Raw genomic sequence first — 20,468 nt, 5'->3', positions numbered from 1 at the left:
TGACGAAGCGGCCCTCAACCGAAGTATGTAGCGGATGAACAGTCCAAATCCAGACATGTCCCAGTTGTTCGCGGACCGTCAGGCCCAGCGCAGCACCCTGCATAATCGGTATCTGAACGAGCAGTTCGTTCGGGTTCTCAAGACCATCGGCTACGATGTCGGCTTCCAGAAGGGGCAGGGACAGTACCTCTACGATCGCGAGGGTGCCCGCTATCTCGACCTCTTGTCCGGGTTCGGCGTGTTCGCAATCGGGCGCAATCATCCGGTGATGCGCGAGGCGCTGAAAAGCGTGCTTGACGCAGATCTGCCCAATCTCGTTCAGTTTGACGTCTCGGTGCTGGCCGGCGTGCTGGCCGAGCGGCTGTTGAAATACGTTCCCTATCTCGACAAGGTGTTCTTCGCCAATTCCGGCGCCGAATGCGTCGAGGCGGCGATCAAGTTCGCGCGCGGCGCCACCGGCCGCCCCGGCATCGTCTACTGCGCCCATGGCTATCATGGCCTGACCTATGGCGCGCTGTCGCTGACCGGTGATTCGAACTTCCGCACCGGCTTCGAGCCGCTGCTACCGGGGTGTACCTCGGTTCCGTTCAACGATCTCGCCGCGCTCGAGAAGGCGCTGGCCTCGCGCGAGGTCGCGGCCTTCGTCGTCGAGCCAATTCAGGGCAAGGGCGTCAACTTGCCCTCCGACGAGTTCCTGCCGGGCGCGGCTGCGCTCTGCAAGAAGTACGGCACGCTGTTCGTCGCCGACGAGATCCAGACCGGCATGGGCCGCACCGGCCACTTCCTCGCCGTCGAGCACTGGAACGTCGAGCCCGACATGGTGCTGCTGTCGAAGTCGCTATCGGGCGGTCACGTGCCCGTCGGTGCCGTGCTGACGCGCAAGAGCATCTTCGACAAGATCTTCAACCAGATGGACCGCGCCGTGGTGCACGGTTCGACCTTCTCCAAGAACGATCTCGCGATGGCCGCCGGAATCGCCACGCTCGACGTGATGGAATCGGAGAAGCTGATCGAGTCCGCCGCCAAGCGCGGCGCCGAGCTTCGCCTCGCACTCACCCGCATGGTGCCCGGCTACGAGCTGATGAAGGAAGTGCGCGGCAAGGGACTGATGATCGGCATCGAGTTCGGTCCACCGAAATCGCTGCGGCTGCGGGCGTCCTGGAATGTGCTGGAGGCCGCCAACAAGGGCCTGTTCTGCCAGCTCATCACCGTGCCGCTGTTCAAGGATCACAAGATCCTGACGCAGGTCGCCGGTCACGGCAGCCACACCATCAAGCTGCTGCCCCCGCTCACCATCACCGAAGAAGATTGCGGCTGGATCGAGAAGGCGTTCGACGACGTCATCGCCGGTAGCCACAAGGTCCCTGGCGCGATCTGGTCGCTCGGCAAGACGCTGGTGGACAACGCGGTGAGAAGGTCGGCGTAAGCCAATCGCTCAGGCGGCTTCAGGCTTGTTCACGGTCTCGATGCGATCGAGTGCCTTGCCTAGATCGCGCTTGGCGATCTGGATGTCGTAATCAATTTGAAGATTGAGCCATAGCTCGGCCGTCGTGCCGAGCGCCTTGGCCAGCCGAAGTGCGGTGTCGGCGGTGATTCCGGTCTGCTCGCTCGCAATCCGCTCGATACGTGTGCGCGGCAGGCCGCACGCCTTGGCAAGCGTGTCGGCGGACATGTTCAGCGGAACCAGGAATTGTTCCCGCAGGACCTCACCAGGATGCATGGGCTTGAGTTTCTTGGCCATCGTCACGTCCTCCTGGTGATAGTCCACGGTCTCATGAGCCGCCGTTTCGGTACCGCCCCGGTGATTGTCCAAACACGCGGCTGAACGCCTTCGAAAACGCCGGCCCGGACTCGTAGCCGACGGCGCGTGCGATCTCGTCGATGGAGTGGCCGGCTTCACGTAGCGCTTTTGCCGCAAGGCTCATCCGCCAGCGCGTGACATAGGCGAGCGGCGGCTCTCCAACCAGTTGCGTGAACCGGCGCGCAAAGGTGGCGCGGGAGAGCAGGGCGCGATCCGCCAGAGCCGCGACCGTCCAGTCGTCTTGCGGTTGCTCATGGATCAGGCGCAAGACGCGCGCGATGGAGGGATCGCTCAATGCGCCGAACCAGTCGGCGGCGCCTGCGGGCTGGGTGTCCATCCACGCGCGCAACAGCAGAACCAATGCGCTGTCGAGCAAGCGCGATGCGATGAGGTCGGCTCCGCTGCGGCGGCTTTCCGCTTCGACGCGTAGCAGCTGCAATGCCAGTCGCAACGGTTCGTTAGCCTCGACCTGCTGCGCGGTGAGATGAATCAACGGCGGCATCAGCGACACCATCGGATGAGGCGCGGCCTCATCGAGCTGGTATTTTGCGCACAGCAGCCTCGTTGTATCGGGCGCTGAAGCCGCTTGTTGGTAGGGTGCGGCGGATAGCGCGGCGCGAATGGGAACGATGGAGGCATCGGGCGGATCGCTCAGTGCGTGGCCGATGCCGCTCGCCACCAGGACCACGTCGCCGGGCGAAAGACGAACGGGTTCGTCACGGCCCGCCAGCCTCAGCCAGCAATGGCCGGCGAGAACGACGTGCAGTGCGGAGTCCCGCTGCGGATCGACGCCGATCCCCCAGGGACAGCGCAACACCGCCGTTCCGAGAAACGCGCTGCCGGTGCGATACGACCCCAGCACGCCCGCCATTGCATCCATCACGTTGGCTCCCGCGACCCGACGGCTGCTGTTTGAGACGATCGGACATGACTTTGCAAGCCCCGCACATCGACGGCGAACGTCTTGTCAGTCCAGAAGCATGACGGCGATCTCATTGGAGACAACGTGATGAACGACATCATTTCGGCCAACAAGGCCATCGTGCGCGATTTCCTGGAAACAGCGATCAATCAGGGGAATTTCGATGGCGCCGCAATCTATTTCGGACCGCGCTACGTCCAGCACAATCCCATGATCGGCGACGGTGTCGACGGCATCCGCAAACATCTGTCCGAGCTTCGCCGGCAATTTCCGGAGCTGAAGGCCGAGGTGAAGCGCATCGCCGCCGACGGCGATCTCGTCGTGGCGCATGTTCACGCCAGACGCTCGCCCGCCGACCCCGGCCTTGCCATCGTCGACATCTTCCGCCTCGAGGACGGCAAGCTGGTCGAGCATTGGGAGGTGCGGCAGCCCGTGCCCGACGCCGCGGTGCATGGCAACGGGATGTTCTGACTGGATTGGTCGTCGGAGAGTTCGGGCAGCATTATCGTCGTCGTCACGAGGGAAGGCGAGCAATCCAGAATCCTTCCGTGGTGACGCTCTGGATTGCTTCGCGGGACTAGCGCCGGCAAGGACGGGGACGCGACTATCCCTCCGCACTCACCTTCATCCCTTCATTGCCGCCTCGAACTTGTCGACGAATTCGGTGAGCTCGTCGCCGCCGATATCGCTGACGGCCCAGAAGTTCAGGCCGCGCTCGCCCCAGCGGCGGCAGTTGAAGCCCTGCATGGTCTGCGTCTTTGGCGGCCTATGCTCGGTGCTCGCGGTCTGCGCCACGAAAAGGTTGATGATGTGCTGCCGGCGCTTGTAGACGACTGCGCCGATGGCGCGTGCGTCGACATAGTCGAGCCGGCCGCCGACTAGCGTAAAGCCTTGCGCGGTGAGATCGATCACAGGCGGGGCGACGTCGAGCTTGCCGTTGAACCAGGGCTTCACCGTGTGCTGATCGGTCGAGACGACGTCGATAAGGTGGCCGGCCTGAAGCGAGCGCAGATGCGCGGAGACCACTTCCGAGAGAATGCGCTGCTGGTCGTCCTGGCGCAGCACGACAGCGACGACGCCAGAAGCGGCGAGCGCCGAGACCGCCGAGCCCATCGCGAAACCCCGCAGCACGGAACGTCGGCTCGGCTGCGGCTGCGGCCGCGCTTGCGGCAGCGATGCCTCAATACGGGCGCGCAAACTATCTGGCGCGGTATAGCGCAGCTTCGTGTCGGCCAGCACGCGCTTCATGTCGCGCTGTGCCGCGAACTCGGCCGTGCAGGCTGGGCAGGTGGCGATATGGGCTTCGACCTCGCGCGCATGGCCGGCATCGAGTTCGTTGTCGAGCAGCGCGTGAAGCAGCAGGTTTGCTTCGTCGCAGGTCATTTCGAGTGCTCCTCTTCCGCCGTCCAGGCTGCGCGCAGCATGGCGCGGGCACGGGCCAGGCGGGACATCACGGTGCCGACTGGGGCACCGATGGCTTCTGCAATTTCACGATAGGACAGGTTGTTGATCTCCCGCAGCACGAAGGTTTCCTTGAACGGCTCGGCGAGCGCGTCGATCATCTTGCGAATGGCGCCGGCGTCGCGGCTGCGCAGCACTTCCGTCTCCGGGCCCGCCTCGTTCTCCTGCCACATCGGCGTCTGGTCGGCGGCGCCGGGCGTGTCCTCGATCGCGGCGTGCCTGTGCGCGCGCCGTGCATATTCGGCATTGCAGACGTTGCGCAGAATCGCGAACAGCCACGGCTTCATCGCGGGTCCGCGATAGCTGTCAAAGTGCTTCAACGCGCGCAAATAACATTCCTGCACCGCGTCCTCTGCGTCGGAGGCATCGCGCAGCAAATAGCGTGCGAGCGTGTAGACGTCGTCGATATAGGGTAGCGCCGCCTCGCGGAAGCGCTGCGCTTTCTGGAAATCGTCGCTGACCGGCATCGCCTCTCGCTTTGCCTCTTGCTGCGTTTCGTACGGCGTTGTCTTCGCGTCGTCTTTGGCCTTGACCGCAGGCACGCGAGCCCGGCCGGCGTGGGACCACCGGCCGGGCAAGACAGAGATGCCTTGGTTGGAGACGTTACTCAACCTTGATCATCCCGGTCATGTGCGGGTGCAACGAACAAAAGTACTTGTAGTCGCCCGCATTGGTGAAGGTGAACGTGAATTTGTCGTCGGTATCCAGGGTCTTGGACCTGAACTTGCCAGCCGACACCACGGTGTGGGGGATGTCGTCCCGGTTGGTCCAGGTCACGGTCGTGCCGACCTTGATCTTGAGCTCCGGCGGCTGGAAGACGAAATTGTCGATATGCACCTCCAGGTTGGTGTCGTCGGCACGGGCGGTTGTGACGGGTAGCAGGATGGCCGCGGCCACAGCGACCCCGAAGTCGCGGCGATTGAGTGTCTTCATTGTCAGCTTCCGTTCAGCGCTGGATCAACCCTGCAGCGGCGTGTCGATGATCGCGAGCCGCTGCTCGTTCTGCTTGAAGTTGATGCTGGCGACCCCGAGCATCGAACGGAGCTTGGCGTCCTCGACCTTCATCGGTCCGGGTGAGGCGGCGGTGCCCGGCGCCGGCTGCGGGAAGGCGGTTGAGCGTGCGGTGTGGAAGGTGACGTTGCCCTCGACCTTCTGCATCACCTGATGGATGTGCCCGTTCAGCACGGTGACCGAGCCAAAGCCCTTGACGTATTCGAGCGCGCGGCCGCCGTCCTCGGTGCCCCAGCCCCATTCCGGATAGACAGTCCAGAGCGGAATGTGGGCGAACAGAACGACAGGCGTGGATTTCGACTTGCCGCGAAGGTCGTCCTCGAGCCAGGCAAGCTGCTCGGCGCCGAGATTGCCGAGGCCGCCGCCCTTGAGGTCGACGACGTTGACGAGGCCGACGAAGTGCACGCCGCCTGCATCGAAGGAGTACCAGCCCGCGCCCTTGGTGCCGCGGCCGTATCGCTCGCGATAGAACTTCACCTCTTCGTCGAGGAAGTCATGCTCGCCGGGCACGTAGTGCACATCGAGCTTGGACTGCGAGATGATGCGATCGGCGTTGTCGAACTCGGACGCCTTGGACAGATGGGTGATGTCGCCGGTGTGGATCATGAACGACGGCTTGACCGGCATCGCATTGATCTTGTTGACGGCTTCCTCCAACGTGCCCAGCGCATTGGGGTTGGCCGGCTTGTCGAAGCCGACATGGCTGTCGCTGATCTGGAGGAAGGTCATGCCGGGCGCGGCGGCGGTTGCAGCCTGCGCGGAATCGATGATGCCGAGCGAACGCGGCACGCCGCCCGTGATGGTCCAGAGCACCCCGGTGCCGGCCCACGTCATGCATTCCAGCACCTTGCGGCGGCTGACGCCGTCTTCCCCGTGATCGTGTCCGCTCATCGCACGTCTCCTTTGGCCCGGAATTGGGCTTCGGGGAGTTGATTGGGGGAGGGGCAGGTTTATTCGCGGGGAGCGATGACGTTTTCGTGAGGTGAGGTCACAGAGGCCGGATGCAACGCAGCGTGCCCGTGACAGGGAAGTGAACAGGTATCTAGGTCGAAAATTCCCGGACGGCCCGCAGCACGAGGGCGGGGGCTTCCTGCGCCACGCAGTGGCCGGCACCTTCGAAGGCAAGGGCACGGGCGCGCGGGATGAGCGTCATGGCGCGTGAGGCCATCTCCTTGTAAACCGGCCCCGAGGTCTCGGCGGTCGTCACCGTCACGGGGCACGCGATCTCGCCGAACCAGGTGAACGGATTGCCGCGTGCGTCGCCGACGTAAACCTGCTCCATCGCTTCGTAGATCGGGCGCAGCATCGCGGACTCGATCTCAGGCGTGCAGCAGAGACGCACCCGGCCATTGTCGAGCAGCGTGAAGCCGTGCCGCACATAGGCCCAGAGTGATGCTTCGGTCCAATCCGCAAAGGCAGGCACGGAGCGGTAGCGCTTGAAGACGGCATCGGGACTGTCGAACTCCGCCTGCCGGCGCAGCGCCCCCTGCACGCGGGACAGCGCTTGTTCGCTCAGTCCAGTCGATGGATCGTGCGCCGTCTGCGGGTTCATCACGGTCGGCTCCATCACAAACAGACGCGTGAAGCATCCCGCCAGCAGCTTCGCGGCGAGCAACAGGTCGGTTGCGCCCGCGCTGTGGCCGATGCCATAGACGTCACGCAAGCCCAGCGCGTCGATGACCCGGCAGATGTCGTCGGCATGGTCCAGAAAGTGATAGGCGCCAGGTTTGTGGCTAGCGCCGTGTCCGCGGCGATCGAGTGCATAGACGGTATGGGTTGATGCGAGGTCACGCGCGACCTCGTCCCAGACGTCGGCTACGAAGCCGGTGCCATGCACGAGCAGGGCGGGCGGTCTGCCGCTCTCGCCCCATTGCAGCATGGCGATCTCTGCGCCGGCGGGACCGATGAAGAAGCGCTGACTGATCATGGTGATTGGATGCTACTTCGCATCCTCCAAAATCATGGTCGCGCCCTTCTCGGCGATCATCGCCGTCGGCGTGTTGGTATTGCCCGAGGTAATCGTCGGCATGATCGAGGCGTCGATGATGCGAAGACCGCTGAGGCCATAGAACCGCAGGCGGTCGTCGACCACGGCCATGGGATCGCTCACCGCGCCCATTTTCGCCGTGCCGACGGGATGGAAGATAGTGGTGCCGATGTCGCCGGCGGCCTTTGCGAGCGAGGCATCGTCGTCGCCAACGGTGGGTCCGGGCAGATATTCGCTGGGGCGGTATTTTGCCAGCGCCTTCTGCTGCATCAATCGGCGCGTGGTGCGAATGGCGTCGGCGCCCACCTGGCGGTCGTCGTCGGTGGATAGGTAGTTCGGCGCGATGATCGGTTTCTCATCCAGCGTCGCCGAGCGTAGCCGCACGGTGCCGCGCGATGTTGGCTGGAGATTGCAGGCGCTCACCGTGATCGCGGGGAAGCGATGCAGGGGATCGCCGAACTTGTCGAGCGACAGCGGCTGCACATGGAACTGGATGTTCGCGCGCGCGCGTGTGGCATCGGAACGCGTGAAGATGCCGAGCTGCGACGGCGCCATGGTCAGCGGACCGCGGCGGCGGAAGGCGTAGTCGAGGCCCATCAGACCGCGGCGGAACAGATTGTAGTAGGTCTCGTTCAGCGTCCGCACGCCCTCGACCTTGTAGATCGCGCGCTGCTGGAGATGGTCCTGCAGATTGCGCCCCACGCCAGGCTTGTCCATGACGATGTCGATGCCGAGCGGCGACAGCCAGTCGGCGGGCCCGATACCGGAGCGATGCAGCACCTGCACCGAGCCGATCGACCCGGCCGAGAGGATCACCTCGCGCTTGGCGCGTGCCTCGATGATCTCGCCGTTCTGGATCAAGCGCACGCCGACGGCGCGGCCCTGTTCGATGATCAAGCGGTCGACCAGCACGTTCTTCTCAAGCCGCAGATTGGGGCGGTTCAACGCCGGTTTGAGGAAGCCGCGCGCCGAGGACCAGCGCCGGCCGCGTTTCTGGTTGACGTGGAAATAGCTCGTGCCTTCGTTGTCGCCGGTGTTGAAATCCGGGATGCGCTTGATGCCCATTTCTTCTGCGGCATCGCCAACGGCATCGAGAACGTCCCACGACAGCCGCGGCGCCTCGATGCGCCAGCCGCCGCCGGCCCCGTGATGCTCGCCGGCGCCCAGGAAGTGATCCTCCAGCCGTTTGAACAGCGGCAGCACGTCATCATAGCCCCAGCCGGTCATGCCAAGCTGGCGCCAGTGATCATAGTCAGCGGCCTGGCCACGCATCGAGATCATGGCGTTGATCGCCGAAGAGCCGCCGATCACCTTGCCCCGGGGATAGGCCAGCGCGCGGCCGTTCAGGCCCGGCTCGGCTTCGGTCTTGAACATCCAGTCCGAGCGCGGATTGCCGATCGCAAAGAGATAGCCGACGGGAATGTGGAACCAGATCCAGTTGTCGTCGCCGCCGGCCTCGAGAATGAGGACGCGGTTTTTGGACTCGGCCGACAGCCGGTTGGCAACGATGCAGCCGGCCGTGCCGGCGCCCACGACAATGTAGTCAAACTCACCTTCAAGCCGCTTTGGCATTCTGCTTCCACCTGGATGGTCTCTAAACGTTCCATCCTAATAGGCAGACGGAGACGACCGGGACAAGTCCGGCCATGCCGCAAGGACAGGCTAGACCTCGATCCGCGGCAGTTGGGTGGACTGGTGCTGCATGGTAGACAGGCCTGCATTTTCAACAAAGCTCGAGACCCTCCATGCCCATCGTGAATCGCGTCGCCGACCTTCAACCCGATATTCAGGCCTGGCGACGGGACATCCATCAGCACCCCGAGCTGCTATATGACGTCCACCGCACCGCAGCATTCGTCGCGGATCGCCTGCGCGAGTTCGGCTGCGACGAGGTCGTGACCGGCATCGGTCAGACCGGCGTGGTCGGCGTGATCAAGGGCAACAAGCCGGCCGGCGAGGGGCTCAAGGTGATTGGCATGCGTGCCGACATGGACGCGCTGCCTGTCGACGAGCAGACCAACCTGCCTTACGCCTCGAAGATTCCGGGCAAGATGCACGCCTGCGGTCATGACGGCCACACCGCGATGCTGCTCGGCGCCGCGCGCTACCTCGCCGAAACCCGCAACTTCGCCGGCGACGCCGTCGTGATCTTCCAGCCCGCCGAGGAGGGCGGCGCCGGTGGCGCGGCCATGGTCAACGACGGCATGATGGAGCGCTTCGGCATCGAGCAGGTCTACGGCATGCACAATGGCCCCGGCATTCCGATCGGTTCGTTCGCGATCCGGCCCGGCCCGATCATGGCGTCGACCGACGAGGTTGACCTCATGATCGAGGGCCTCGGCGGCCACGCCGCGCGTCCGCACAAATGCATCGATTCCGTTCTGGTCGGTGCGCAACTGATCACCGCCTTGCAGTCGATCGTCGCGCGCAGCATCGATCCACTGGAATCGGCCGTGATCTCGATCTGCGAATTCCACGCCGGCAACGCCCGCAACGTCATCCCGCAAACCGCGATTCTGAGGGGGACCATCCGCACGCTGGCGCCGGAGGTGCGCAAGCTGGTCGAGAAGCGCGTGCGCGAAGTCGTCGCAGGCGTCGCGCAGATCACCGGCGCGAAGATCGATTTGCACTACAAGCGCAATTATCCGGTCGTGAACAATCACGCCGCGGAGACCGAAGTGGCGTCGCGCATCGCCAAGCAGGTCGCGGGCGATGCCAATGTGCTCGATATGTCGCCGCTGATGGGCGGCGAGGACTTTGCCTACATGCTGGAAGCGCGCCCCGGCGCGTTCATCTTCTGCGGTAATGGCGACAGCGCCGGCCTGCATCACCCCGCCTACAATTTCGACGACGAGGCGATCGTCTTCGGCACGTCGTACTGGGTCAAGCTGGTCGAGGAACAGCTCGCGGCGTCGTAACTCGCAACGGCCGAGCGCAACAGAAAAGGGCCCGTGCATCGCACGGGCCCTTGGTCGTCAGCAAGCGGCGCTCTCAGAAGACCTTTGAGAAGATATAGTACAATGTGCCGGAGAGGATCATCGCGACCGGCAGGGTCAGCACCCAGGCCATGGCGATGTTGCGGATCGTGGCCCATTGCAGGCCCGATCCGTTGGCGGCCATCGTGCCCGCGATGCCTGACGACAGCACGTGGGTGGTCGAGACCGGCAGGCCGTAGATGTCGGCGGCGGCAATGGTGGCAGCCGCGGTGATCTCGGCGCAGGCACCTTGCGCGTAGGTCAGGTGCGTCTTGCCGATCTTCTCGCCGACCGTGACCACGATGCGCTTCCAGCCGACCATGGTGCCGAGGCCGAGCGCGATGGCGACCGCGATCTTCACCCAGCCCGGGATGAACTTCGTGGCGCTGTCGAGCGAGCCCTTGTAGGCGTTGAGCGTGGCGATATCGTCGGCGTTGAGCTCGGCTTCCTTGTCCTTCATCAGGAAGCGGAGCGCTTCCGAGACGAGGTACATGTCGTTGCGGGTGTTGCCGACGGCTTCCGCCGGCACCTTGGCCAGCGAGCCGTAGTTCGTGACCTGCCTGGCGATATCGCGTGCGAGCACGGCGAGCGACGGGAAGGTGCCGCCGGTGATTTCACGCGTCGCGACGTAGCTGGTCACGGCGGGGCGCGGATCGCCAATCACGTTATAACCGGCGGCCCTGGACTCGATGACCTTGCTGGCGGCTTCGGAGTTCTTGATGAACGCAGCGATCTGGCTCTCCGGCATCGAGCGGTTGAGCGCATACGCCGTCGGGACCGTGCCGATCAGGATCAGCATGATCAGGCCCATGCCCTTCTGACCGTCGTTCGAACCGTGGAAGAAGCTCACCAGCGTGCAGGTGAGGATCAGGATGCCGCGGATCCACCACGGCGGCGGTTGGTCGCCCTTCGGCTCGCCGAACAAGGCAGGCGTGGCGCGCAGCAGCACGGTGCGCAGGATCAGCAGCAGGACGGCGGCGAGCGCGAAGCCGAACAGCGGCGACAGCAGCAGCGCCTTGCCGATATTGGTGGCCTGGGACCAGTCGACACCCGAGGTGCCGCTGCGGCCGTGCAGGATGGCGTTCATGATGCCGACACCCATGATAGAACCGATCAGCGTGTGCGAACTCGAGGCCGGCAGGCCGAAAGCCCAGGTGCCCAGGTTCCAGATGATCGCGGCGATCAACAGCGCGAACACCATGGCGAAGCCGGCGCTGGAGCCGACCTGGAGGATCAACTCCACGGGCAGCAGCGACACGATGCCGAACGCGACGGCTCCGCTCGAGGCCAGAACGCCGAACAGGTTGAACATGCCGGACCACACCACGGCGACATGGGCGGGCAGCGAGCGCGTGTAGATGACGGTCGCGACTGCGTTCGCGGTGTCATGGAAACCGTTCACGAATTCGAAGGCGAGCGCGATCATCAGCGCGACGAAAAGCAAGAGGAAGGGCAGATAGGACGAAACCTTCGCACCGGTCGCATCAACGTCGGCGTAGATGCTGTAGGCAACGAAGAGCACCGCGGCGGTGATGACCCCCAAATAGATGATGCCGGTCATCGGGTGGAATCCGGCGTTTAAGTCCGGGCCTTTACGCAAGGCCGGCTCGATGGAGCCTGGCAAAGCAACGTCACTCATTGGAAATTCTCCTGTCCCAAGGCCCCGATTTTGCGCGCGGCGTGTGACAGGCAGTTGAAATGGGAGGCAGACAGATGGACTGATGGAACTTATCCACGCTCTGTCACTGTGCGTGACAGCCGTGTCAGGCAGCGTGGGCGGACCTCTTCTGCAAGCCGGCAGCAATCGTCAGGTCTTCGACAAAGCGCTGATATTCCAGCTTCTTCGCCTCCGGATCGGGTAGCCGCAGCAGATAGGACGGATGCACTGTCACCAGAGCCTTGCGTCCGTCGGGGAGGTCTATGAGCCGGCCGCGGGTCTTGCCTACAGGCGTAATCTTGCCGAACACGCTTTGCGCGGCGGTTGCGCCCATCGCCACGATGAGATCGGGTTGGACTGCCGAAACTTCCCGCTCGTACCATTGCCGGCACGCTTTGATCTCCGGCGTCGCCGGCTTCTGGTGCAGGCGGATCTTTCCGCGCGGTACAAATTTGAAGTGCTTCACGGCGTTGGTGACGTAGACCTTCTTGCGATCGACGCCGGCTTCCGCAAGCGCGCGGTCGAGCATCTGGCCGGCCGGGCCGACGAAAGGATGACCGGCAAGGTCTTCCTTGTCACCGGGCTGCTCGCCGACCAGCATGATGGTCGCGCTCTTCGGACCTTCGCCAAACACGGTCTGCGTCGCGTCCTTGTAGAGCGGGCAGGCGCGACAATGGGCGGCTTCCTCGCGAAGCGCCTCGAGATCGTTGGCGGCAGTCATGCGTGTCATCGGAGCCTCCGGCCGCTTCTGGGGCTTGTGCGGATCGGTTGCGGCATTGGCCATCATCGCGCCGGTCATGCGCTCGGCGTCCTCGATCAGGGGTTTAATGATCGAAGCCTCGGGCAGGTTCCTCCAGTATTTCTTTGGCATCTCCGCTTGCATCGCCTTCACCTTCAACCGCGCCGGATTGAAGATGCTGGCGTAATAGCGCCGCCAGGTTTCTTCCAGCCGGTCTTCGCCCGGTGCTTCGCTCTTGCTCACGCCAGGCGTGAACGAGAGCGCATGGCCATCCCAATGTGCGCAGAGATCCGGCGTCAGGATCGACCAGGGCATGTCGGCAAAACGCTTGGCGAAGAACGGCGCGGCGAGCTCGACGATGTGATGCTCCGGCTCGAACCAGGCGACGTAATGCGCTGCGCGTTCGCGGCCGATTTCGCGAAATCGCACGAAGGCGTGCATCTTGTGCTCGTCGCGATGGACCGCTCGCGCCATCGCCGTGACCAGCGCGACATCGGGGTCGATCGCGACTTCGATGAGATCGTGATTATCCTTCAGCCGATAGAGCAGGCGATAGAGGATCGCAAAGCGCTCGGGATCGCGGTGCAGGATTGCTGCCTGGGCAAGGTCGACGAATTTCGCCGACACGCTGAAGGTGCCCTCGTTCACCTCGAGGATCGGCGACGGTGCGGGCGGCGCGAACAACTCGGCTTCGCCGCCCTGCACGGCCCAGGTGACATCGGCGGGCTTCACATGATGCAGCACGAGCGTGCGCGCGCCTTTGCGCCAGCCGTCGAAATCGGTTTCGGTGTCGAGGGTGATGTACTGCATCAGAAGCCGAATCCCAGTTGCGTTGCCTTCGGCTTGAACCGTTCGATCAGCCGCGCGTCGTCGAGCCGATGCGGCGCGGGCCGGTGGTCGCTGAGGATGATGAACGGCAGCGCCTTGTTCCGGGGTACGTGCAGCCGCGCAAGATCGGAGAGGCGGATCGTTGTGGTGCGCCGCGTTGCGATGATGCGTTCGACCGCTTTGGTGCCGAAGCCCGGCACGCGCAACAATTCCTCGCGGCTGGCGTGGTTGACGTCGAGCGGAAAACGGTCGCGGTGGCGCAGCGCCCAGGCGAGTTTGGGGTCGATGTCGAGCGGCAGCATCGCGCTGTCGTCGACGATCTCGCCGACGTCAAAGCCGTAGAAGCGCATCAGCCAGTCGGCCTGGTAGAGCCGGTGCTCGCGCAGCAAGGGGGGCTGTACCAGAGGCAACGCACGGCTGGCATCCGGGATCGGGCTGAAGGCGGAATAGTAGACGCGTCTCAGCTTGTAGGAGCCGTAGAGATTGGCGCTGGTGTGGAGAATGGTGTGATCGGAGGCGCTATCAGCGCCGACGATCATCTGCGTGCTTTGTCCTGCCGGCGCGAAATGCTGCGGCTTCGCCTTCGTCTTTGTGCTGCTGATTTCCTCGGCTTCGTCCAGCCTCAGCCGCAGCCGGCCCATGGTGCGGCGGATCGCGCGCACGTCCTTCTCGGGCGCGAATTGTTGGAGACTCGTGTCCTCAGGCATCTCGATGTTGATGGAGAGACGATCGGCATATTTGCCGGCTTCCGCGATCAGCGCGTCGTCGGCCTCCGGAATGGTCTTGAGATGGATGTAGCCGCGGAAATGATGCTCCTCGCGCAGTTTTCGAGCGACGCTGACCACTTGCTCCATCGTGTAGTCGGGGCTGCGAATGATGCCGGAGGAGAGAAACAGACCCTCGATGTAATTGCGCCGGTAGAAGTCCAGCGTCAGCTTGACCAATTCGTCGATGGTGAAGCGGGCGCGCGGCACGTTGGAGGAGGCGCGGTTGACGCAATAGAGGCAGTCGTAATTGCAGGCATTGGTGAGCAGCACCTTGAGCAGCGAGATGCAGCGTCCATCCGGCGCGTAGGAATGGCAGATGCCCATGCCGGGCGCGGTCGAGCCCATGCCCTTGCCGTCGCTGGAATCCCGCTTTTCAGTGCCGCTGGAGGCACAGGAGGCGTCGTACTTGGCTGCGTCCGCCAGAAGCTCCAGCTTGCGTTGTACGTCCATCCCGGAATCCCTTTGATTCAGCTCATGAATTCGATCAATCGCAATTCGATTGACTCTTCGAGCGCCGTTAGCTTTATATTAGAACATATCATGAACAAATGAGCCAGCCGCTGGTTCTCTTTTTTGAGAGCCACCGGCAATCACCTCTGAAGGAGCGGCGAGCATGAGCGCACGCATGAGCGCGCTTGCGACCTTGCGCAGCCAGATCGAACGGATCGAGACGGCGGAGGTCGTGCATCAACGCGACCGCGTTGCGCTCGGCCACGGCGAGGTCGACCGTGCCTTGAAGGGCGGGCTCGCGCGCGCGGCGATCCACGAGGTGTTTTGCGCCGGGTCTCAGGGCGCGGCTGCGACGGGCTTTGTCACCGGGCTTGCGGGCCGTGTGACGGTGCGCCGGCCGCTGCTGTGGGTACGGCAGGATTTCTCGGAACTTGAAACCGGCGCGCTGTCGATGAGCGGGCTCGCCGAGATCGGCCTCGATCCGCGCCGGGTGGTGATGGTGCGTGCCGCCGATGTCGAGAGCGCGCTACGCACCTCGGCCGATGCGCTCGCCTGCGATGCGCTCGGCGCCGTCGTGCTCGAACTCTGGGGCGAGACGAGACAGTTCGATCTCGTCGCGAGCCGCAAGCTGACGCTGGCTGCCCAATCGTCCGGCGTCACTGGCTTACTGCTACGGATGGCGGCGCAGCCGCTGCCCTCGACTGCGGAAACACGATGGATGCTGCGTGCGGCGCATTCGCCGCCGGGATCAGCTTCAATGCCTGCGGCGCCTTGGAGTGCCTGGGGCGCGCCGCGCTTCGATGTCGAGCTGTTGCGCAATCGTCATGGCCCGTGCGGCCGGTGGATCATGGAATGGAAGTGTGATGAGTGCCAGTTCAGTGAGCCGTCGGCGTATCCTCAGCCTGTGGCTGCCGCGCCTGCCTATCGACCGGATTCAGCGGTTCTTCAACAGCGCCGGGCTGGGTAACACCAATGATCCGAGCATCGTTGTCGTCAAGGACAACAATACGCTGGTGATCCATGCGCTGGACGAGGCCGCCGAGCGGCTCGGCCTGTACATCGGTCAGCCGCTGGCGAATGCGCGGGCGATCTGTCCGAACTTGAAAGTGTTCGATGCCGATGCCGTGGCCGATGCGAAGACGCTGAGCGACATCGCCGACTGGTGCGACCGCTTCACGCCGCTGGTGGCGCTCGATGCGCCGCACGGCTTGTTCCTCGACATCTCCGGCTGCGCGCATCTGTTCGGTGGCGAAGCTGCATTGTTGCGGACGCTGGTCCGGTCGCTGGCGCGTCAGGGCTTTGCCGTCAGCGCGGCGATTGCCGGCACCTCGGTCTGCGCGCGCACGCTGACGCGGCAGACCACGGGCACCATCGTCGCCGATGGCGGGGAGGCGGCAGCGATCGACCGGTTTCCCGTATCCGCGCTCGGTGCAGGCGAGGCCATCACCACCGGCCTGCGCCGCGCCGGGCTGAAGACCATCGGCGATGTCGCCTCGCGCGCGCCGAGTGAAATCACGGCGCGGTTCGGCGCGCAGTTCTCGACCCTGCTCGCGCATGCGCTGGGGCGGGGCGATGCGCCGATCAGTCCGCGCAAGCCGCTGCCTGACTACATCGTCGAAAAGCGTTTTGCCGAACCGATCGCCACCGACACCATGATCGCGATGACGCTGTCCCGGCTGGCCGATACGCTGATCGCGTCCATGGAAAAGCAGGGCAAGGGTGCGCGCCGGCTGGAAGCCGCGTTCTTCCGCACCGACGGCGTTGTGCGCGCGATCATGGTCGAGACCGGGCGACCGGTCACGCAAAGCAAAGTTATCGACCGGTTGTTTCGCGAGCGCCTCGATGCACTCGCCGATCCCCTCGATCCCGGTTTCGGCTTCGACATGGTGCGGCTGTCGGCGAGCCGCACCGAAATCGTGGTGCAGGAGCAGCGCGATCTCGACGCGCATGTCCACGACAATGACGAGCTCACCGCGCTGATCGACCGCATTGCTGCGCGGATCGGCGGAAAACGCGTCGTCGTGCACTTGCCGCAGGATACGCATATTCCCGAGCATGCGGTGCTGGCCGCATCTGCTCAACATCATCTCGCTGCCGCCATGCAGGCCGAATGGCCGGCACGTGCCGAGAGCGAGCCGCCGCTGCGTCCCCTGCGGCTGTTCGACAAGCCGGAGCCGGTCACTGTGCCCTTCGCAACCGTGCCGGACGGCCCGCCGCATCAGTTCACCTGGCGGCGCGCAAAACATGCGGTGGTGCGGGTGGAAGGACCCGAGCGCATCGCCATGGAATGGTGGCGGCAGGACGGCAAGCAGCTGACGCGGGATTATTTCCGGATCGAGGATGCCGAGGGTTTGCGCTTCTGGATCTTTCGCGACGGTCTTTACGAGGGGGAGGTGTTCGACGCCGCCGGCAAGCCCGCTCCGCCCAACTGGTATGTGCACGGCCTCTTCGCATGAACACATCAGCTTATGCCGAGATCGGCATCACCACGAATTTCTCCTTCCTGCGCGGCGGCTCGGATCCGCGCTCCTATGTGCATCAGGCCAGCAAGCTCGGCATTCCCGTGATCGGCATTGCTGATCACAACACGCTCGCCGGCGTGGTGCGGGCGTGGAACGAGCTCGACAATGACAAGGTGCTGCACAAGCCAAAACTGCTGATTGGTGCGCGTATCGTCTTCATCGACGGCACGCCCGACATTTTCGTCTATCCGCGCGACCGGGCCGCCTATGGCCGGCTGTGCCAGCTTCTGACCCGTGGCAAACGCGGCGACGACATCACGCGAATCGAGAAGGGCGAATGCCATCTCACCTTCGCCGATCTTCTGGAATTTTCGGAAGGCCAGCTCCTGATCCTGACGTTGCCGCATCGTTTTGAGCCGGCGGAGGCGATGGATATTCTTGCAAAACTCGGAGAGAGCCGCGCCGAGGGCGTATGGCTGGCCGCGAGCCTGATCTATCGCGGCGACGACCGCCGCCGCCTGGCGCGGCTCGACGATCTCGCCGCCAAAGCAAAAGTGCCGCTGCTTGCGACCAACGAGGTGCTCTATCACGACCCCGGCCGCCGGCCGCTTCAGGACGTGCTGACCTGCATCCGGGAAAAGACCACGATCGAGGCGGTCGGGCGCAAGCTGGAAGCCAATGCCGAACGCTTTCTGAAGACGCCACGCGAGATGTCGCGGCTGTTCCGCGATTTCCCCGAGGCGATCGCGGAGACCATGCGCTTTGCCGACAAGATCGACTTCACGCTCGACCAGCTCAAATACCAATATCCGGACGAGCCGGTGCCGCCGGGCAAGACCGCGCAGGGGCATCTGGAGGATCTGACCTGGGCGGGCGTCGACAAATATTTCGGCGGTATTGAAAAAATCGACGCGAAGCTGCGCGCTACTCTGCATAAGGAGCTCGCTCTGATCGCCGAGCTGAAATACGCGCATTACTTTCTTACTGTGCACGACATCGTGCACTATGCGCGCGACCAGAACATTTTGTGTCAGGGGCGGGGATCGGCGGCCAACTCAGCCGTCTGCTACGTGCTCGGCATCACCTCGGTCGATCCGACCAACGTTGATCTGCTGTTCGAGCGCTTCATCTCCAAGGAGCGGTTGGAGCCGCCGGATATCGACGTCGATTTTGAGCATTCGCGGCGCGAGGAGGTGATGCAATATGTCTATCGCCGCTATGGCCGCCATCGCGCCGCGATCATCGCCACCGTCATCCATTACCGCCCGCGCAGCGCCATCCGCGATGTCGGCAAGGCGCTGGGCCTGACCGAGGACGTCACTGCCGCGCTCGCCGACACCGTCTGGGGCAGCTGGGGCAAGGGCCTCAACGACATGCAGGTCAGGCAGGCCGGGCTCGATCCCCAAAATCCCATGATCAATCTCGCGGTCGAACTCGCGACCGAGCTGATCGAATTCCCGCGCCATCTCTCCCAGCATGTCGGAGGCTATGTGCTGACGCAGGACCGGCTCGACACCTATGTGCCGATCGGCAATGCCGCGATGGACGACCGCACCTTCATCGAATGGGACAAGGACGACGTCGACGCGCTCAACATGATGAAGGTCGACGTGCTGGCGCTGGGCATGCTGACCTGCATCCGCAAGTGCTTTGATTTGATCGACGCGCACAAGGGCGAGCGCTGGGTTCTGGCAAGCGTCCCGCAGGACGATTCCAAGGTTTACGACATGCTGTGTGATGGCGAGTCGCTCGGTGTGTTCCAGGTCGAGAGCCGTGCGCAGATGAACATGCTACCGCGCTTGAAGCCGCGGACCTTCTACGATCTTGTCATCGAGGTCGCGATCGTGCGCCCGGGTCCGATCCAGGGCGACATGGTGCATCCGTATCTGCGCCGGCGGAACGGTTTGGAGAAGGTGACCTACCCCTCGCCATCGCCGGAGCATGGTCCTGCGGATGAGCTCTACAAGGTGCTGCACAAGACGAAGGGCGTGCCTCTGTTCCAGGAACAGGCGATGCGTATCGCCATCGAGGCGGCGAAATTCACCTCCGAAGAAGCCAACGGCCTGCGCCGCTCGATGGCGACCTTCCGCAATGTCGGCACCATCGGCCAATACGAGGAGAAGCTGATCGGCAACATGGTCGCACGCGGCTATGATGCGAACTTCGCCAGAAGCTGCTTCGATCAGATCAAGGGCTTTGGCTCCTATGGTTTCCCTGAGAGCCACGCCGCGAGCTTTGCGCAGCTCGTCTATATCTCGTCATGGCTGAAATATCATCACCCCGACGCCTTTTGCTGCGGCCTCCTAAACTCGCAGCCGATGGGCTTTTACGCGCCGGCGCAGATCGTCGGCGATGCCCGCAAGAATGACGTCGATGTGCGCGAGATTGATGTGTCCAACAGTTTTGCGCAGAACACGCTGGAGAACACCGACAAGAAATATTGCGCCGTACGCCTCGGATTTCGCCAGATCGACGGCTTCCATTGGCTCGATCCCGATGAGGAGTTCCTCAAAAAGCAGCAAGCGGAGCGACAGGGTAAGACATATGTCGCGCAGGAAGACTGGGCCGACCGCATCATCAAGGCCCGCGACCGTCAGCGATTCACCTCGCTCGAGGACTTCGCCCGCGACACCGGCCTGCCCAAGCGCGCGCTGATCCTGCTGGCGGATGCCGACGCGTTCCGTTCGCTCGGGCTCGATCGCCGCGAGGCGCTGTGGCAGGTGCGGCGGCTGCCCGACGATGTGGTGCTGCCGCTGTTCGAAGCGGCCAGCGCGCGCGAGCAGCCGGACGAACAGGCCAAGCCATTGCCCGTGATGCCGCGTCCCGAGCAGGTCGTCGCCGACTACCAGACCATCCGGCTGTCACTCAAAGGCCACCCGATGGAATTTTTGCGCGAGACGTTTTCGCGCGAGCGGATCGTCGCCTGCAAGGAGATCAGTCATGAGAACGAGCGGCGCCGCGTCCGCTGCGCCGGCGTTGTACTGGTGCGGCAGCGGCCTGGCAGTGCCAGCGGCGTGGTGTTCATGACGCTGGAAGACGAAACCGGCATCGCCAATGTCGTGGTGTGGCCCAAGGTCATGGAGCAGTACCGGAAAGAGGTGATGGGCGCGCGCCTCATCCTGGTCGAGGGCTATATCCAGAGCAGCCCAGAGAAGGTGACGCATCTGATCGCGCAGCGCATGATCGACCGCTCGCACGATCTGGTCGGCCTCGCCAATGATGCGCTGAGCCGCAAGCATCCGGTCCCGGCAGGCGCCACCGTGATCGAGCCGCTCAACGACGACCGCCGCGACCACGCGGATATGCCCGCGCAAAAAATCCGCCACCCCCGCAACGTCCGCATCCTGCCGCCGTCGCGGGATTTTCACTGAGATGTGGCGCGGGATGCTGCTCTCTCACCGTCACCCT

General features: G+C 63.9%; 17 protein-coding genes. 6 read left to right on the top strand and 11 right to left on the bottom strand.

All coding sequences use genetic code 11. The features are described 5' to 3' along the window. The first annotated feature begins 34 nt into the window (after positions 1-34). Positions 35-1,426, top strand: a complete 1,392-nt coding sequence (gene hpnO, locus ABIA96_RS00710) for an aminobacteriohopanetriol synthase HpnO (RefSeq protein ID WP_354135096.1) — start codon at positions 35-37, stop codon at positions 1,424-1,426. A 9-nt stretch (positions 1,427-1,435) separates the two neighbouring features. Here hpnO and ABIA96_RS00705 read toward each other — a convergent pair whose 3' ends face one another. Together ABIA96_RS00705 and ABIA96_RS00700 are read right to left on the bottom strand one after the other, a co-directional pair. Continuing rightward, entirely contained in the window at positions 1,436-1,741 is a 306-nt protein-coding gene (locus tag ABIA96_RS00705) for a HigA family addiction module antitoxin (RefSeq protein ID WP_354135095.1), read from the bottom strand. A 31-nt stretch (positions 1,742-1,772) separates the two neighbouring features. After that, positions 1,773-2,681, bottom strand: a complete 909-nt coding sequence (locus tag ABIA96_RS00700) for an AraC family transcriptional regulator (protein ID WP_354135094.1) — start codon at positions 2,679-2,681, stop codon at positions 1,773-1,775. A 129-nt stretch (positions 2,682-2,810) separates the two neighbouring features. Here ABIA96_RS00700 and ABIA96_RS00695 point away from each other — a divergent pair, with 129 nt between their 5' ends. After that, positions 2,811-3,194, top strand: coding sequence for a nuclear transport factor 2 family protein (locus tag ABIA96_RS00695; RefSeq protein ID WP_354135093.1), 384 nt, complete (start codon positions 2,811-2,813; stop codon positions 3,192-3,194). 153 nt (positions 3,195-3,347) lie between these two features. Here the strand turns inward: ABIA96_RS00695 and ABIA96_RS00690 are convergent, their stop codons facing one another. The 6 genes from ABIA96_RS00690 to ABIA96_RS00665 form a co-directional block, all read right to left on the bottom strand. Beyond that, on the bottom strand, positions 3,348-4,106 hold the full coding sequence (locus ABIA96_RS00690; protein WP_354135092.1) for an anti-sigma factor family protein: 759 nt from the start codon (positions 4,104-4,106) through the stop codon (positions 3,348-3,350). Then, positions 4,103-4,651, bottom strand: a complete 549-nt coding sequence (locus ABIA96_RS00685) for a sigma-70 family RNA polymerase sigma factor (RefSeq protein ID WP_354135091.1) — start codon at positions 4,649-4,651, stop codon at positions 4,103-4,105. Before ABIA96_RS00685 ends, ABIA96_RS00690 begins: the two co-directional genes overlap by 4 nt. 136 nt (positions 4,652-4,787) lie before the next feature. Beyond that, on the bottom strand, positions 4,788-5,117 hold the full coding sequence (locus ABIA96_RS00680) for a cupredoxin domain-containing protein (RefSeq protein ID WP_354135090.1): 330 nt from the start codon (positions 5,115-5,117) through the stop codon (positions 4,788-4,790). A 24-nt stretch (positions 5,118-5,141) separates the two neighbouring features. Continuing rightward, entirely contained in the window at positions 5,142-6,086 is a 945-nt protein-coding gene (locus ABIA96_RS00675; protein WP_354135089.1) for a metallophosphoesterase family protein, read from the bottom strand. A gap of 151 nt (positions 6,087-6,237) precedes the next feature. Continuing rightward, positions 6,238-7,122 carry an alpha/beta fold hydrolase gene (locus tag ABIA96_RS00670; protein WP_354135088.1) on the bottom strand — a complete coding sequence of 295 codons (885 nt, stop codon included), beginning with the start codon at positions 7,120-7,122 and terminating at the stop codon, positions 6,238-6,240. 12 nt (positions 7,123-7,134) lie between these two features. After that, complete coding sequence (locus ABIA96_RS00665) at positions 7,135-8,754, bottom strand: GMC family oxidoreductase (protein ID WP_354135087.1); 1,620 nt, start codon at positions 8,752-8,754, stop codon at positions 7,135-7,137. Between the two features lie 173 nt (positions 8,755-8,927). Between ABIA96_RS00665 and ABIA96_RS00660 the strand changes: the two genes are divergently transcribed. Next, a complete protein-coding gene (locus ABIA96_RS00660; RefSeq protein WP_354135086.1) occupies positions 8,928-10,100 on the top strand; it encodes a M20 aminoacylase family protein in 1,173 nt (390 codons plus the stop codon). A 73-nt stretch (positions 10,101-10,173) separates the two neighbouring features. Here ABIA96_RS00660 and ABIA96_RS00655 read toward each other — a convergent pair whose 3' ends face one another. From ABIA96_RS00655 to ABIA96_RS00645, 3 genes are all read right to left on the bottom strand, one after another. Beyond that, a complete protein-coding gene (locus ABIA96_RS00655) occupies positions 10,174-11,796 on the bottom strand; it encodes an inorganic phosphate transporter (RefSeq protein ID WP_354135085.1) in 1,623 nt (540 codons plus the stop codon). A gap of 124 nt (positions 11,797-11,920) precedes the next feature. Continuing rightward, entirely contained in the window at positions 11,921-13,363 is a 1,443-nt protein-coding gene (locus ABIA96_RS00650; RefSeq protein WP_354135084.1) for a UdgX family uracil-DNA binding protein, read from the bottom strand. After that, entirely contained in the window at positions 13,363-14,598 is a 1,236-nt protein-coding gene (locus tag ABIA96_RS00645) for a putative DNA modification/repair radical SAM protein (protein WP_354135083.1), read from the bottom strand. Before ABIA96_RS00645 ends, ABIA96_RS00650 begins: the two co-directional genes overlap by 1 nt. Positions 14,599-14,761: 163 nt before the next feature. Between ABIA96_RS00645 and ABIA96_RS00640 the strand changes: the two genes are divergently transcribed. The 3 genes from ABIA96_RS00640 to ABIA96_RS00630 are packed head-to-tail and all read left to right on the top strand — an operon-like array spanning position 14,762 to position 20,431. Further along, positions 14,762-15,565, top strand: coding sequence for an ImuA family protein (locus tag ABIA96_RS00640; RefSeq protein WP_354135082.1), 804 nt, complete (start codon positions 14,762-14,764; stop codon positions 15,563-15,565). Further along, positions 15,462-17,054, top strand: a complete 1,593-nt coding sequence (locus ABIA96_RS00635) for a Y-family DNA polymerase (protein ID WP_354135081.1) — start codon at positions 15,462-15,464, stop codon at positions 17,052-17,054. Before ABIA96_RS00640 ends, ABIA96_RS00635 begins: the two co-directional genes overlap by 104 nt. After that, the gene (locus ABIA96_RS00630; protein ID WP_354135080.1) at positions 17,051-20,431 is read left to right on the top strand and encodes an error-prone DNA polymerase; all 3,381 of its coding nucleotides are present in this window, start codon (positions 17,051-17,053) and stop codon (positions 20,429-20,431) included. Before ABIA96_RS00635 ends, ABIA96_RS00630 begins: the two co-directional genes overlap by 4 nt. Positions 20,432-20,468 lie beyond the last annotated feature (37 nt).

This window comes from Bradyrhizobium sp. LB11.1 (assembly GCF_040549385.1).
Taxonomy (GTDB): Bacteria; Pseudomonadota; Alphaproteobacteria; order Rhizobiales; family Xanthobacteraceae; genus Bradyrhizobium.
The sequence above is the reverse complement of the archived record's forward strand: the minus strand, read 5'-3'. Positions and strand labels throughout refer to the sequence as shown.

Coding starts and splice junctions, on each gene's coding strand:
- hpnO (WP_354135096.1), top strand. CDS start 35: ATGAACAGTCCAAATCCAGACATGTCCCAGTTGTTCGCGGACCGTCAG.
- ABIA96_RS00705 (WP_354135095.1), bottom strand. CDS start 1,741: ATGGCCAAGAAACTCAAGCCCATGCATCCTGGTGAGGTCCTGCGGGAA.
- ABIA96_RS00700 (WP_354135094.1), bottom strand. CDS start 2,681: ATGGATGCAATGGCGGGCGTGCTGGGGTCGTATCGCACCGGCAGCGCG.
- ABIA96_RS00695 (WP_354135093.1), top strand. CDS start 2,811: ATGAACGACATCATTTCGGCCAACAAGGCCATCGTGCGCGATTTCCTG.
- ABIA96_RS00690 (WP_354135092.1), bottom strand. CDS start 4,106: ATGACCTGCGACGAAGCAAACCTGCTGCTTCACGCGCTGCTCGACAAC.
- ABIA96_RS00685 (WP_354135091.1), bottom strand. CDS start 4,651: ATGCCGGTCAGCGACGATTTCCAGAAAGCGCAGCGCTTCCGCGAGGCG.
- ABIA96_RS00680 (WP_354135090.1), bottom strand. CDS start 5,117: ATGAAGACACTCAATCGCCGCGACTTCGGGGTCGCTGTGGCCGCGGCC.
- ABIA96_RS00675 (WP_354135089.1), bottom strand. CDS start 6,086: ATGAGCGGACACGATCACGGGGAAGACGGCGTCAGCCGCCGCAAGGTG.
- ABIA96_RS00670 (WP_354135088.1), bottom strand. CDS start 7,122: ATGATCAGTCAGCGCTTCTTCATCGGTCCCGCCGGCGCAGAGATCGCC.
- ABIA96_RS00665 (WP_354135087.1), bottom strand. CDS start 8,754: ATGCCAAAGCGGCTTGAAGGTGAGTTTGACTACATTGTCGTGGGCGCC.
- ABIA96_RS00660 (WP_354135086.1), top strand. CDS start 8,928: ATGCCCATCGTGAATCGCGTCGCCGACCTTCAACCCGATATTCAGGCC.
- ABIA96_RS00655 (WP_354135085.1), bottom strand. CDS start 11,796: ATGAGTGACGTTGCTTTGCCAGGCTCCATCGAGCCGGCCTTGCGTAAA.
- ABIA96_RS00650 (WP_354135084.1), bottom strand. CDS start 13,363: ATGCAGTACATCACCCTCGACACCGAAACCGATTTCGACGGCTGGCGC.
- ABIA96_RS00645 (WP_354135083.1), bottom strand. CDS start 14,598: ATGGACGTACAACGCAAGCTGGAGCTTCTGGCGGACGCAGCCAAGTAC.
- ABIA96_RS00640 (WP_354135082.1), top strand. CDS start 14,762: ATGAGCGCACGCATGAGCGCGCTTGCGACCTTGCGCAGCCAGATCGAA.
- ABIA96_RS00635 (WP_354135081.1), top strand. CDS start 15,462: ATGAGTGCCAGTTCAGTGAGCCGTCGGCGTATCCTCAGCCTGTGGCTG.
- ABIA96_RS00630 (WP_354135080.1), top strand. CDS start 17,051: ATGAACACATCAGCTTATGCCGAGATCGGCATCACCACGAATTTCTCC.